This window comes from Nocardia sp. NPDC004260 (assembly GCF_053603155.1).
The window spans coordinates 52813-65552 of record NZ_JBSGEZ010000015.1; the positions used below are offsets into that span (position 1 = coordinate 52813).

Genomic DNA, 12740 nt, shown 5'->3' on the forward strand with positions numbered 1-12740 from the left:
CATCGGCGGAATCGGTCGATTCGGACAGCCCACGTGGTCTTTTGTGGAACTCCCACAAAACCGCCTCCGAAGCTTCATCCGCGTCGACATCTCGTGCGGCCCGCCTCACAGTGTTTTCTTAGAGACGTGATCGCGTTGTTCGCCCCTGGACAGGGCTCTCAGACACCCGGCATGCTCGCGCCTTGGCTCGACCTTCCCGGCGCGAACGAGCGCCTCACGCTGTGGTCCAAGGCTTCCGGCCTGGACCTGGTCCGTCTCGGCACCACCGCGACGGCCGAGGAGATCACCGACACCGCCGTTACCCAGCCGTTGGTGGTCGCCGCCGCGCTACTCGCGTTCGCGGAGATCTCCCAGGACGAGCTTCCCGCCGCTACCATCGTCGCCGGGCATTCGGTCGGTGAACTCGCCGCCGCCGCGGTCGCCGGAGTCATCTCCGCCGACGACGCGGTCCGGTTGGCCGCGATCCGCGGAGCGGAGATGGCCAAGGCGTGCGCACTGGAACCGACCGGCATGTCCGCGGTGCTCGGCGGCGACGAGGCCGCCGTGCTCGAACGGCTCACCGAACTCGACCTCGTCCCGGCCAACCGCAACGCGGTGGGCCAGATCGTGGCCGCGGGTCGGTTGGACGCTCTCGCCGAGCTCGCCGCGAACCCTCCGGAGAAGGCCAGGGTTCGGGCGCTGCCCGTCGCGGGCGCGTTCCACACGGCGTTCATGGCGCCCGCGCAGGATGCTGTGACCGACGCCATAACGAAGATCACGCCGAACGAGCCGACCAGAACCTTGCTCTCGAACTTCGACGGCAAGCCGGTCGCGTCCGGACAGGACGCGATCGAGAAGCTCGCCGCGCAGGTCACCCGGCCCGTTCGCTGGGATCTGTGCACCGAGACCGTCCGGCAGGCCGCCGTTTCGGCGGTGGCGGAACTGCCGCCGGCGGGCACCCTCGTCGGCATTGCCAAGAGGGAGCTGAAGGGCACGCCCACGCTGGCCCTGAAGACCCCGCAAGACCTCCCCGCGTTGGCTGAGCTGACCGTGTCCGGCTAGCTTTCCTCCGCGACCATGCATCACATGATGCGAGGTCGTGATCGAGAGGCGGTAACTATTACCGCGCTCGATCCGAAAAAAACCAGTAGAGCCCTACAAAGTATCAAGAAGGGAGCCACGACGTGGCCGCTCTGACCCAGGAACAAATCGTCGAGGAACTCGGCAAGATCATCGAAGAGGTGACCGGCATCGAGCCCTCCGAAGTGACGATCGAGAAGTCCTTCGTCGATGACCTGGACATCGACTCGCTGTCCATGGTCGAGATCGCGGTTCAGACCGAGGACAAGTACGGCGTGAAGATCCCCGACGAGGATCTGGCCAGCCTGAAGACCGTTGGCGACGCCGTCAACTACATCCAGAAGCTCGAGGCCGAGAACGCTGAGGCGGCGGCCGAGCTCAAGGCCAAGTTCGACAACGCCGAGTAGGGCCGAAACTGTGACCACTCCTTCCACCTTGAACGGGAACTTCCCCAACGTCGTCGTAACCAGCCTTGCGGCGACCACGTCGATCGCGGGTGACGTCGATGCGACGTGGAAGGGACTCCTCAACGGCGAGAGCGGCATCGACGTTCTCGAGGATTCCTTCGTCGAGGAATACGACCTTCCGGTCCGCATCGGCGGTCACCTGAAGGTCCGGCCGGATACCCTGCTTTCCCGGGTCGAATGTCGGCGCATGGCCTACGTCGAGCAGCTCGCGACCGTGCTCGGTCGCGAGGTCTGGCGGAACGCGGGCAGCCCGGAAGTCGACCCGGAGCGGTTGGGTGTGGCCATCGGCACCGGATTGGGAGGCGGCGACGCCCTCATCGATTCCGTGGACAAGCTGAAGAACGGCGGCTATCGCAAGATCTCGCCGTTGGCTGTGCAGATGGTCATGCCGAACGGCCCCTCGGCCGTTGTCGGCCTCGAATTGAAGGCCAGGGCAGGAGTGGTCACTCCGGTCTCGGCGTGCTCGTCCGGCTCCGAGGCCATCGCCAACGCCTGGCGGATGATCGTCATGGGTGACGCGGACATGGTCGTCACCGGTGGCGTCGAGGGCTTCATCGACGCGGTGCCCATCGCGGCGTTCACCATGATGCGCGCCATGAGCACCCGCAACGAGGACCCGAAGGGCGCCTCGCGTCCCTTCGACAAGGATCGCGACGGCTTCGTCTTCGGCGAGGCGGGCGCGCTGATGGTCATCGAGACCGAGGAGCACGCGAAGGCTCGGGGCGCGACCATCCACGCCCGCCTGCTCGGCGCGGGCATCACCTCCGACGGCTTCCACCTCGTCGCCCCCGACCCGACGGGTGACGGCGCCGCGCGGGCGATGACCAGGGCGATGCAGTCCGCTGGTCTGACCAAGAAGGACATCACGCACATCAACGCGCACGCGACCGCGACGCCGATCGGTGACACCGCCGAGGCGAACGCGATCAACAAGGCCGTGGGCAGCCACGCCTCGGTGTACGCGCCCAAGTCGGCACTCGGCCACTCGATCGGCGCCGTCGGCGCCCTGGAGTCCGTGCTGACCGTGCTCTCCATCCGCGACGGCATCGTTCCGCCGACGCTGAACCTGGAGAACCAGGACCCGGAGATCGACCTCGACGTGGTGAAGGGCGAAGCCCGCCGCCAGGAGATCGAGTACGCGATCAACAATTCCTTCGGATTCGGTGGGCACAACGTGGCGCTCGCCTTCGGTCGGGCATAGCCGCGCGATCGACTGCACAACGATTCCGGCGGGGCCGGCCATCTGACGTGGTCGGCCCCGCCGCGTTTCGCCATACGCAGCCGCGGCAGCGGCGCACTTATCGAGGTCAGGAGACAACGCGATGACAATCATCGCTCCCGCGTTGCATCAGGAGACGACGACCGACCCGCGCGATCCGCTCGGCCGGCTCCAGCGTTTCTTCGATCCCGGCACCATTCTTCCGCTACACCCGCGTGACAAGTCCGGCGTGCTCGCCGCCATCGGCGAGGTGGACGGCGTCCGCACCGTGGCCTACTGCTCCGACGCCACCGTCATGGGTGGTGCGATGGGCGTGGAGGGCTGCAAGCACATCGTCGACGCCATCGACACCGCCATCGACTCCGGTGTCCCCGTGGTCGGCCTGTGGCACTCCGGCGGCGCACGCCTGGCCGAGGGCGTCGAGGCGCTGCACGCGGTCGGTCAGGTCTTCGAGGCCATGGTCCGCGCGTCCGGCCTGGTCCCGCAGATCTCCGTGGTGCTCGGCTTCGCGGCCGGTGGCGCCGCCTACGGCCCGGCGCTGACCGACATCGTGATCATGGCTCCGGAAGGCCGCGTCTTCGTGACCGGCCCGGACGTGGTGCGCAGCGTGACCGGCGAGCAGGTCGACATGGCCACCCTCGGCGGGCCGGAGACGCACGGTAAGAAGTCCGGCGTCACCCACATCGTGGCCGCCGACGAGTCAGACGCGCTGCACCGCGCTCGCCGCTTGGTGTCGATGTTCGCCGAGCAGGGCGAGTTCGACTTGGTCGCGGCCGAGCACGGCGACGTCGACCTGAAGGCGATGCTGCCGGAGTCGGCCAAGCGCGCCTACGACGTGAAGCCGATCATCAACGAGCTGCTCGACAACGTCGACGGCGAGTCGTCGTTCGAGGAATTGCAGGGCGGGTACGCCCGCAGCATCGTCACCGGTCTGGGCCGTCTCGGTGGGCGCACCGTCGGTGTGCTGGCGAACAACCCGATCCGTCTCGGCGGCTGCCTGAACTCCGAGAGCGCGGAGAAAGCGGCGCGTTTCGTGCGGCTGTGCGACGCGTTCGGCATTCCGCTGATCGTGGTCACCGACGTGCCGGGTTACCTGCCCGGCGTCGGCCAGGAGTGGGAAGGCGTGGTGCGGCGCGGCGCGAAGCTGCTGCACGCGTTCGCCGAGGCGCGCGTTCCGCGGGTCACGCTGGTGACTCGGAAGATCTACGGTGGCGCCTACATCGCGATGAACGCCCGCTCGCTCGGCGCGACGGCGGTCTACGCGTGGCCGGGCTCGGAGGTGGCCGTCATGGGCGCCAAGGCCGCGGTCGGCATCCTGCACAAGAAGGCCCTCGCGGCCGCGCCGGAGGAGGAGCGCGAGGCGCTGCACGAGCGGCTCACCGCCGAACACGAGCGCATCGCGGGCGGTGTGGAGCGCGCTATCGCCATCGGTGTCGTCGACCAGGTCATCGACCCGGCGAAGACCCGCAGCATTATCGCGGCGGCGCTCGCCGCGGCCCCGGCCCGCGCCAGCCACCACAAGAACATTCCGCTCTGATCTACGCACCGAAGCGGGCTCCGGTATTCCCGGGGCCCGCTTCGCGTTTTCCGGACTTCGCACCGACCGGCTCGTGGGGCGCTGTGGACTCGGTGGTTTGGTGTGTCGCACGCAGTTGGAGGGGGTGAGGTCGTGAAGTCTCACGGGGTGGGAGCGGCTCGGTGGTCGGTAGCATCGGGAGGTGCGCTACGAAGAACTGGCCGACGTGCCGTGCTCGATCACGCGCCCGCTCGTGATCTTCGGTGATCGCTGGACGCTGCTGATCCTCAAGTCCTGCTTCTCCGGGATCCGGCGGTTCAACGCCTTCCAGAGCGCACTGGGCATTTCGCGCAGCAGGTTGCAGGATCGGCTGGACCGGCTGATCGAGCACGGCATCCTCGTCAAGCAGAAGGCCGCCGTGGGCGCGCACGAGGAGTACCGCCTCACTGCCAAGGGGCACGACATCTACCCGATTCTGCTGGCCATCCGTGATTGGGGCGATGCCTATATGGCGCCGCAAGGGCCTCCGGTGCGTTACGCCCATCACGAGTGCGCGGGCGAGGCCCATGTCCGGCTCGAATGCGATTCGTGCGGAGCCGAACTCACCGCGCGCGATGTCACCCCGAAGCCGGGACCGGGCTTGCTGGGCGTCACCGGCGCCGAGGCGACCGCGGGTAGCGCGCGCTGACGCCCTCGGGTATCAGTTCCTTCCGGAAACGATCCGTTCCGGCGCCCTCCGTCACCACGACCTGCCATGGCTGGGTGTTGCGGTCAGCGTTGTGAAGTCGTCGGTCGTCACGGGCATTCCCCCGCCTCCTTGGCAGTCTTATTTCGAGACCGAACGCTAGCATCGAACGCTCCGGCGCGAAAGCCGGGCGCCACGCCGTCGCCGGGCGAGTCGGCCGCGACGCGCGCGGGGTGCAAAAGTGTTGCCCGCGTTGCGGCAACGGGCGCGGTCGCGCCAGGCAGAATCCCGATATGGCGTCCGAAGCTCCCGCCGCGCGCGACCGCAAACGGCACGGCAGGCATTACACGCCGCCCGTGCTGGCGCGGTTCCTGGCGCAACGGCTGCTGCGCCATGCCGAGCCCTCGGACGCGGGCGTCCTGCGTGTGCTCGATCCGGCCTGTGGCGACGGCGAATTGCTGTTCGCCGTGCACGAGGAGGTCGCGGCCCGGTTTCCCGGTGTCCGTCTGGTGTTGACCGGTTACGACCTGGACGCCCGCGCGCTCGCGGTCGCCCGTGAGCGCGCCCGCTCGGCGGGGATCGACGCGCACTGGCACAAGGCGGACTTCCTCGCGGTCGAGGCGCGGCTCGCGGACGGCTCGTTCGACGCGGTGATCACCAACCCGCCGTATGTGCGCACCCAGCAGTTGGGTGGATCGACCGCGCAGTTGCTGAGCAAGCGGTTCGGTCTGCGCGGGCGGATCGACCTGACCCATCCGTTCGTGGCGACGCTGCCCCGGCTGCTGGCCGCGGGTGGTGTGCTCGGCCTCTTGTGCGCCAACCGATTCCTGACCACCAAGGCCGGCGCGAACATCCGGCGGCTGTTGCTGACCGATCTGGCTCCAGTCGAGCTGTACGACCTGGGGGACACCAAACTGTTCACCGCCGCCGTGCTGCCCGCGATCACCATCGCGCGCCGCGCGAACCACGGCGACGGTTGCCGCTACGTCTCCGCCTACGAGGCCATCGGCGAAACACCAGGTGCGAAGACGCTGTTCGAGGCGCTGCTCGACCCGGGCGGCTCGATCGTCGAGTACAACGGCCGGACCTTCGCCGTCGAGGTCGGCGCGTTGGCAACGGGGTGCGGGCCGCCCGGAGCCGGTCGGGGTGGCGATGAGAGTTCGACCCGTGACGCCGCGCCGGAGGTCACGGCGGAACGAAAGACTCTCCGAGGTGCGGCGCGGGAGCCGGAGGCCGCGTGGCGGATGTCGCACGACGCGATCGATTCCTGGCTGGCGCGGATAGCGGCGGCGACCTGGCGCAGTTTCGGTGAGGTCGCGCGCATCAGGGTCGGCATCAAGACGACCGCCGACCATGTGTTCATCTCCGACCGCTGGGCACAGGCCGACCTGTGTCCCGAGCCCGAACTGTTGCTGGAGCTGATCACCCATCACGATCTGGCGCCGTGGCGGGCCACACGCGCACGCGACGTTCGCGTGCTGTATCCCTACGACCTGGCCTGTGCCCGCCGCACGCCGATCGATCTCGGCGAATACCCTGCGGCCGCCGCGTATCTACGGTCGCATCGTCGCACACTGGCCGGGCGACGTTATGTCGTCGAGAGCGGCCGTGCCTGGTACGAGATCTGGGTGCCGCAGCGCCCGCACCTGTGGCGGCAGCCGAAGCTGGTATTCCCGGACATCAGCGACCGTCCGCGTTTCGCGCTGGACAGCTCGGGCGCGGTGGTCAACGGCGACTGCTACTGGATCTCGCTGCCCGATCTGGCGGCCGCGCCCACGGAGGCGACGCGCTTGGCATACCTGCTGATGGGGGTGGCCAATTCGGCGCTCGGATTGCGGTTCTACGACGTGGTCTGCGGCAATCGGTTGTACTCGGGCAGGCGGCGGTGGATCACCCAATATGTGTCACGGCTGCCGGTGCCCGATCCGGCGGCGGCCCGGTCGGCGGGAGTTATCGATCTGGTGCGCGAGTTCGTGGAGGGCCGGGCGCCTGATGCGGCGGCGCGGGCCGAGCTGGACGAGCGAGTGGCCGCCGCGTTCGGCGTCGGATTACGCGTACCTCCGCCTTCGCTGCGGGCAGCCGCGGGCTGAAGAGGGACCGCGTCCGACAGCGCCCATCAGGCGTACCTCCGCCTTCGCTGCGGGCAGGCGCGGGCTGAAGACGGACTGCGTCCGGCAGCGCCCATTAGGCGTACCTCCGCCTTCGCTGCGGCCATGCGCGGGCTGAAGACGGACTGCGTCCGACAGCGCCCATTAGGCGCTGACCCGGACGCCGACCATCGGCAGCAGCGTGCGGCGGGCGAACTCGCGCGCCGCGTTCTGATCGCTGACCGGGATCAGGCCGTCGGGAGTGAGGGCGAGCGACAGCGCCAGCCGGGCCATGATCTCGGCGACCAGATCGGCGTCGAAGTCGTGCGTGCCACCGGCATTCCGTAGCTCGCGCAGCTTCTCGGCCAGGTAGTCGCGGCCGACGGCGAGGATCGGCCCCGCCTCGGTGGTCAGCCGGGGCAGGATCAGGTCCGGCTCGGTGCGCAGCAGTCGGCGCAGCAGTTCGTTGCCCGCGATGGCGCTGATGAACGCGACGAAGATCTCGACGAGCTGATCGTCGTTGCCCGAGACGGTGCGCACCTGCTTCTCGATCGCGGCGACGAAGCGCTGTGCCTCCCGGACGCTGACCGCCTCGACGAGGTCGTTCTTGGATTCGTAGCGCCGGTACAGCGTGGCCGGGCTGATTCCGGCGCGGCGGGCGATCTCGCCCATGCTGGTCCGCTTGATACCGAAGTCCAGGAATGCCGAGAGTGCGCTTTCCAGGAGCTTTTCGCCGTCGGCGACCGGCTTCTCGAGGATGCGCTGCAACATGGGCGAGAGGGTTGGCATCGGATCTCCAGTAGGTTCGGCGCGGTCGCCGGGCCGTGGCCGGTGGGCGCGGCGTCGCGACGGGTGCGGACGGGAATGTCCATTATTTCATTGGGTGGACGCCGCGTGACCCGGCATTGCCCGAGGAGCGGCCGGATGGGAGTGGGCCGCGCGTCCAGATTCGGCTCACCAGCCTGTGGTCGTGTCCGGCCGCGACTCCGGCCGGTCCGGAAGGGGTTGGGCCATGGGGTATTTCGCGAATCGTGTGGTGGCGGTCACCGGCGCGGGTTCGGGCATCGGCCGGGCATTGGCGGGCGCGGGGGCATCGCCGGCGCTGTCGGAGAAGTCGGCGGATGCCGTGGCCGAGACGGGGTGTTGTGCGCGGCCGTGGGCCGGGAGCCGTCGGTGAGCACGGTGGACGTCACCGATCGGGCGGCGGTGTTCGCGTACGCGGAGCGGACCGTCGCGCGGTTCGGACGGGTCGAAGCGCTGTTCAACAACGCGGGCATCCTGCACGTCGGCGGCGTGCTGGAGTCGCCCTTCAGCGACTTCGAACAGGTGATGGCCGTCGACTTCTGGGGTGTGGTCAACGGGACCAAGGCGTTCCTGCCCCATCTGCTGGCCGCCGATCGCGCGCATGTCGTCAATATGTCCTCGGCCTTCGGGCTGGTGGCCGTCGCGCGGCACGCGCCGTACAACGCGGCGAAGTTCGCCGTACGCGGTTTCACCGACTCGCTGCGCCAGGACATGCGTGCGGCGGGCGGCTCGGTGCGGGTCACCGGGGTTTATCCCGGCGGCGTGCTCACCGGGATCGCCCGGTCGGCGAGCGTCGCGCCGGGCGTCGACGCGGAAGCGGTGGTGCGCCGATTCGAGGAACATGTGGCGCGGACCAGCCCGGCAGCCGCTGCGCGGACCATTCTGCGCGGCGCTGCGCGCGGCGAGGCGAAAGTCCTGGTCGGAATCGATGCCATCGCTGTGGACCTGGTCACACGAATGGCGGGGTCGTACCACGAGAAGGTGCTGGACATGGTATTCCGGTCCTGACCGCACGCGGGACGCGCGGTCAGGGACGGGGAGGGCGAAATGAGAACCAGCCGAGCATATTACGAGTTACGGTGGACCGCCGATGCTGGCGTGCGGGGGCGCGTATGGTGACGAAATGGCTGCTGCTGGAGTGCTTTTCGGGTCAGCCGGGGCGAGTGATCGCCGTGGGGTCCGCGCCGAAGGCGTTCGTACCGCTGAGCAACATCGTGCGTAATCCGCTGGCGCGGGCCGACGCGGAGTCGGCGCTGCGGCGGGCGTGCGCCACCGGTGTGCCGGTCGCGTGCGTCTCCGGCGACGGGCGGCGCACGGTGCGGGCCGAGCCGCTGCTCATCGTGCCGGGGCGGGCGCATGCCGTACGACTGTGGGTGGGCCCGCGGCAAGAGCCGGTCGCGGCGGCCGACCCGATGGGGGCGTGGTACTTCGATCTCACGACCAACCGCTCGGTGCGCAGTATCGACCTGCTGGACCTGTACGGCGTCGCGCCGGAGAACCGGTCCGCCGAGCTGGCCATCGCGGGCGCGTTCACCCGGTTGGTCGCCAACCGCGACGAGAGCGAGGCGCTGGCCAAGATCGTCAACTCGGCGCCGGGCACCGAGCATCAGGCGGTCTGGACCATCCGGCGCGACGACGACGCCTTGCGCGCCGGGCATTTCGCCTGCCGGATCGTCGCCGAGCCGGACGACGCGGGCGAGCCTCATGTGCTGCTGCGCGGGGTGACCCAGGACATCGGCGCGGCCACCGCCGTCTCCGCCGCTCCACCGCCGACGATCCTGGAGTACGCGGTGCTGGAGGCCGCCACCGAACCCGGCGAGTACCGCGCGATCGTCGATCTGCGCTCGTTGCGGCTGATCCGGTGGATCGGCCCGCCCATGCCGGACGTCGCCTGGGCGGATCTCCCGGGGCAACCGAGGCCGCAGATTCATCCGGATGATCTGGCGACCGCGCGAACCATGTCGCGAGATCTGGCGCGGCATCGCACCGAGGGGACGGTGCGCCTGCGCCGGGTCGACGGCGGCTGGCAAACGGTACGAATTCGGGCCGCGTTGATGGCGCTGGATCAGCACACCACGGCCGGACTCGCCACGCTCACCGCGGCATCGTGATCCGCGGTGAGCGTGGCGTCGAAGTCATTGGCGCGGCAGATCCAGCTCGGCCATTTCCTTCTCGATCGCGTTCGCGGCGAAATCCACACCGCGAGAACGTAATTCATGAACCCGGCGCTGGAGTGCCTCGACTCCCCCCGGTTGGGCCGCGATGTCGGCGACGCTGATCCGGCCCTTGGGCCCGTGCACACCCGACTGCACGTACGACACCGTGATACCTCCTGCCTGCACGCTCGCCCACCCATCGACCCGGGTGGGTTCACCACTGCGCTACAAGTCGCACGACAACCGTGTCGACAGGAGAGCCCGGGTCGCCGGGCACGCTGGCTGAATGCTATCAGCGATCTCTCATGGACACTTGATCAGTGTGTCCTGTTTCACACCTCATTCGCCGTGCGATGTTGGGCTGTATTTGCTAGGTAGACAGTCGCATTCAGGCGAATGCGATCTTGCTCCTCGGCGCCGAGTTCCCGGCGCACCTTGCCGGGCACGCCCGCCACGAGCGAACCGGGCGGAATCCGCGCGCCCTCCGGGATCAGCGCGTTGGCCGCGATCAGGCTGCCCGGTCCGACCACCGCGCCGTTGAGGATGGTGGCGCCCATGCCGACGAGCACGTCGTCGCCGATCGTGCACCCGTGCAGGATCGCGTTGTGCCCTACCGAGACCCCCGTGCCGACGGTCAGCGGGAAGCCCGGGTCGGCGTGCAGCACGCTGCCGTCCTGGATATTGCTGCGCGCGCCGACCTCGATGGTCTCCAGGTCGCCGCGCAGCACCGCGCTGTACCAGACGCTGACCTCGGCGCCGAGCCGTACACGGCCGATCACGGTGGCGTTGGGCGCGATCCACGCGCTCTCTTCGATCTCCGGCGCATGCTCGCCCAGCTGAATCCGCATGGCCACGAACTTAGCGGGCCCGGCTCTGCGGGCCACCCACGGCCCGTCCGGGTCAGTTCTGCCCTTGGAAGCTGGTGCGATGGGCGGCGGGACTGGTGCCGAGGATGCGGTGGAAGTGGTGGCGCAGGCTCACCGCCGTCCCGAATCCGGTGTCGACCGCGATGCGTTCCACGGTGTCGGTGGTGGATTCGAGCAGTAGCCGCGCGCGATCGGTGCGCTGGAGCAGCAGCCACTGCTGGGGGCTGGTGCCGGTGCGGTCGCGAAAGCGGCGGGTGAAGGTGCGCCGCGACATGAGCGCGACGCGGGCCCAGCCGTCCAGGTCGACCGGGTCGCCGAGATGGGTGCGCGCCCAGACCATGGCGCGCTCGATCGGATCGTCGTCGGCGGCGTCGGGCACCGCGACGGGGATGTACTGCGCCTGGGAGCCGCTGCGATGCGGGGCGGTGACCAGCGACCTGGCCAGTTCGGTGGCGGCTTTGCTGCCGAGATCACCGCGGACCAGATGCAGGCAGCAGTCCAGCGCCGCGGCCACCCCGGCGGAGGTCACGACGTCGCCCAGATCCGACCACAGCGTGTCGGCGCGGACCCGGACCGCGGGGAACGCGCGGGCGAGCTCGGCGGCGGAGGCCCAATGCGTGGTGATCTCGCGGCCGTCGGCCAGTCCGCTGGCGGCCACCGCCCAGGAACCCAGGCACAGCCCGACGATCCTTGCGCCGTCGGCGTGCGCGGTGCGCAGGGCATCGCGCACGCCGGCGGACAGCGGTGCGCCGAGTCGCCAGCTCGGGATCACGACGGTGCCGGCCCGCGTCAGCGTCTCGAGTCCGTGCTGGACGTGGATATCGAATCCGGCAGGCGTGCGGACTGTTCCGGGCCGCTCGGCGCACACGTCCACCTGATACGGCGCGGGCCCTTCGACGCCGACCCGGCCGAAAACGAGGCTGGGCACCGACAGATGGAAGGGGCTGACTCCGTCGAACGCCAGGACGGCTACCGTACGCATGGCCCGATCTTAACGGTAAGCGGCTCACGGGCCACTGTCTTGTGGCGGGTGGGCGGGACAAGATCAACGGCATGAGCGAGACGATCGAACGCACCGGCCTGGAACTCCTGCACATCGGCGGTCCCACGGTGCGGTTCCGCTACGCGGGCCGCACCTGGCTGACCGACCCCACCTTCGACGAGCCGGGGGATTACCCGGGACCCATCACATTGCACAAACTCCTCGGGCCCGCCGTGTCGCTGGCGGAAGTCGGTCCCGTGGACGTCGTATTGCTCTCGCACGACGAACACGCCGACAACCTCGACGACTCCGGCCGGAAGTTGCTGACCACGGTGCCGACCGTGCTGTCCACGCCCGGTGCGGCGACCCGGATCGAAGGAGTGCGCGGGCTGGCGAACTGGGAGACGGTGACGGTGCACGGCGTGCAGGTGACCGGCGTGCCCGCCCTGCACGGTCCCGAAGGTTGCGAGCCGTTCAGCGGCGTCGTCACCGGGTTCGTGCTGCGCGCCGAAGGCGAACCGACGGTGTACGTCTCGGGTGACAACGCCTCCGTCGAGCTGGTACGGCAGATCGTCGAACGGATCGGCCGCATCGACATCGCCGTGCTCAACGTGGGCGCCGCGAACGTCGGCCGTTTCGGCGACACCGACGTCACCCTGAACGCGCGCACCGCGCTGGAGGCGGCCGAAGCGCTCGGTGACGCGGTGATCGTGCCCGTCCACGCCGAAGGCTGGGCGCACTTCAGCGAGACGCTCGACTACCTGGGCCATGTCTTCCGTTACGGCGGCCGCACCGAGCAGTTGCGGATACCGCCGCTGGGACGTACCACCACCGTATGAGACGGGTCGTCCGAACTCAGCTGGGCAACGTGCCGAGAAACTCACCCGGCGCGCGCGGCT

12 protein-coding genes and 1 pseudogene are annotated in these 12740 nt (G+C 69.2%); 9 read left to right on the forward strand and 4 right to left on the reverse strand.

Annotated features, from left to right (window positions below; genetic code table 11):
* Nucleotides 1-126 precede the first annotated feature (126 nt).
* The 6 genes from ACWEO7_RS11610 (at nt 127) to ACWEO7_RS11635 (ending at nt 7036) form a co-directional block, all read left to right on the forward strand.
* Complete coding sequence (locus ACWEO7_RS11610) at nt 127-1041, forward strand: ACP S-malonyltransferase (RefSeq protein WP_450015173.1); 915 nt, start codon at nt 127-129, stop codon at nt 1039-1041.
* Between the two features lie 122 nt (nt 1042-1163).
* Entirely contained in the window at nt 1164-1466 is a 303-nt protein-coding gene (gene acpM, locus ACWEO7_RS11615) for a meromycolate extension acyl carrier protein AcpM (protein ID WP_039796877.1), read from the forward strand.
* A gap of 10 nt (nt 1467-1476) precedes the next feature.
* Nucleotides 1477-2727 carry a KasA/KasB family beta-ketoacyl-ACP synthase gene (locus ACWEO7_RS11620; RefSeq protein WP_452422806.1) on the forward strand — a complete coding sequence of 417 codons (1251 nt, stop codon included), beginning with the start codon at nt 1477-1479 and terminating at the stop codon, nt 2725-2727.
* A 121-nt stretch (nt 2728-2848) separates the two neighbouring features.
* Nucleotides 2849-4282, forward strand: coding sequence for an acyl-CoA carboxylase subunit beta (locus ACWEO7_RS11625; protein ID WP_450015171.1), 1434 nt, complete (start codon nt 2849-2851; stop codon nt 4280-4282).
* A gap of 181 nt (nt 4283-4463) precedes the next feature.
* On the forward strand, nt 4464-4949 hold the full coding sequence (locus tag ACWEO7_RS11630) for a winged helix-turn-helix transcriptional regulator (RefSeq protein ID WP_450015170.1): 486 nt from the start codon (nt 4464-4466) through the stop codon (nt 4947-4949).
* Nucleotides 4950-5239: 290 nt separating this feature from the next.
* On the forward strand, nt 5240-7036 hold the full coding sequence (locus tag ACWEO7_RS11635; RefSeq protein ID WP_452422808.1) for an Eco57I restriction-modification methylase domain-containing protein: 1797 nt from the start codon (nt 5240-5242) through the stop codon (nt 7034-7036).
* Between the two features lie 162 nt (nt 7037-7198).
* On the opposite strand, the gene ACWEO7_RS11640 is transcribed toward ACWEO7_RS11635, so the two are convergent.
* The gene (locus tag ACWEO7_RS11640; protein ID WP_355072755.1) at nt 7199-7822 is read right to left on the reverse strand and encodes a TetR/AcrR family transcriptional regulator; all 624 of its coding nucleotides are present in this window, start codon (nt 7820-7822) and stop codon (nt 7199-7201) included.
* A gap of 223 nt (nt 7823-8045) precedes the next feature.
* Between ACWEO7_RS11640 and ACWEO7_RS11645 the strand changes: the two are divergent.
* Both ACWEO7_RS11645 and ACWEO7_RS11650 read left to right on the forward strand, forming a co-directional pair.
* Nucleotides 8046-8845: pseudogene (locus tag ACWEO7_RS11645) on the forward strand (SDR family NAD(P)-dependent oxidoreductase).
* 104 nt (nt 8846-8949) lie between these two features.
* The gene (locus tag ACWEO7_RS11650) at nt 8950-9948 is read left to right on the forward strand and encodes a GAF domain-containing protein (protein ID WP_452422810.1); all 999 of its coding nucleotides are present in this window, start codon (nt 8950-8952) and stop codon (nt 9946-9948) included.
* A gap of 24 nt (nt 9949-9972) precedes the next feature.
* Here the strand turns inward: ACWEO7_RS11650 and ACWEO7_RS11655 are convergent, their stop codons facing one another.
* The 3 genes from ACWEO7_RS11655 to ACWEO7_RS11665 all read right to left on the reverse strand — a co-directional run bounded on the left by ACWEO7_RS11655 (nt 9973) and on the right by ACWEO7_RS11665 (nt 11841).
* Complete coding sequence (locus ACWEO7_RS11655) at nt 9973-10158, reverse strand: hypothetical protein (protein WP_039803648.1); 186 nt, start codon at nt 10156-10158, stop codon at nt 9973-9975.
* 167 nt (nt 10159-10325) lie between these two features.
* Entirely contained in the window at nt 10326-10841 is a 516-nt protein-coding gene (locus tag ACWEO7_RS11660) for a gamma carbonic anhydrase family protein (RefSeq protein ID WP_452422812.1), read from the reverse strand.
* Between the two features lie 52 nt (nt 10842-10893).
* Nucleotides 10894-11841 (reverse strand): GlxA family transcriptional regulator, encoded by a 948-nt coding sequence (locus tag ACWEO7_RS11665; RefSeq protein ID WP_452422814.1) that lies wholly within the window; start codon nt 11839-11841, stop codon nt 10894-10896.
* A 71-nt stretch (nt 11842-11912) separates the two neighbouring features.
* Here ACWEO7_RS11665 and ACWEO7_RS11670 point away from each other — a divergent pair, with 71 nt between their 5' ends.
* Nucleotides 11913-12680: an MBL fold metallo-hydrolase gene (locus ACWEO7_RS11670; RefSeq protein ID WP_452422816.1), complete on the forward strand. Its 768-nt coding sequence runs from the start codon at nt 11913-11915 to the stop codon at nt 12678-12680.
* The last annotated feature ends 60 nt before the right edge of the window (nt 12681-12740 follow it).

Bases quoted from the DNA above. Each gene is read 5' to 3' on its own strand.
- ACWEO7_RS11650 (WP_452422810.1), top strand. From the start codon at position 8,950: ATGGTGACGAAATGGCTGCTGCTGGAGTGCTTTTCGGGTCAGCCGGGG.
- ACWEO7_RS11670 (WP_452422816.1), top strand. From the start codon at position 11,913: ATGAGCGAGACGATCGAACGCACCGGCCTGGAACTCCTGCACATCGGC.
- ACWEO7_RS11665 (WP_452422814.1), bottom strand. From the start codon at position 11,841: ATGCGTACGGTAGCCGTCCTGGCGTTCGACGGAGTCAGCCCCTTCCAT.
- ACWEO7_RS11635 (WP_452422808.1), top strand. From the start codon at position 5,240: ATGGCGTCCGAAGCTCCCGCCGCGCGCGACCGCAAACGGCACGGCAGG.
- ACWEO7_RS11640 (WP_355072755.1), bottom strand. From the start codon at position 7,822: ATGCCAACCCTCTCGCCCATGTTGCAGCGCATCCTCGAGAAGCCGGTC.
- ACWEO7_RS11625 (WP_450015171.1), top strand. From the start codon at position 2,849: ATGACAATCATCGCTCCCGCGTTGCATCAGGAGACGACGACCGACCCG.
- ACWEO7_RS11660 (WP_452422812.1), bottom strand. From the start codon at position 10,841: ATGCGGATTCAGCTGGGCGAGCATGCGCCGGAGATCGAAGAGAGCGCG.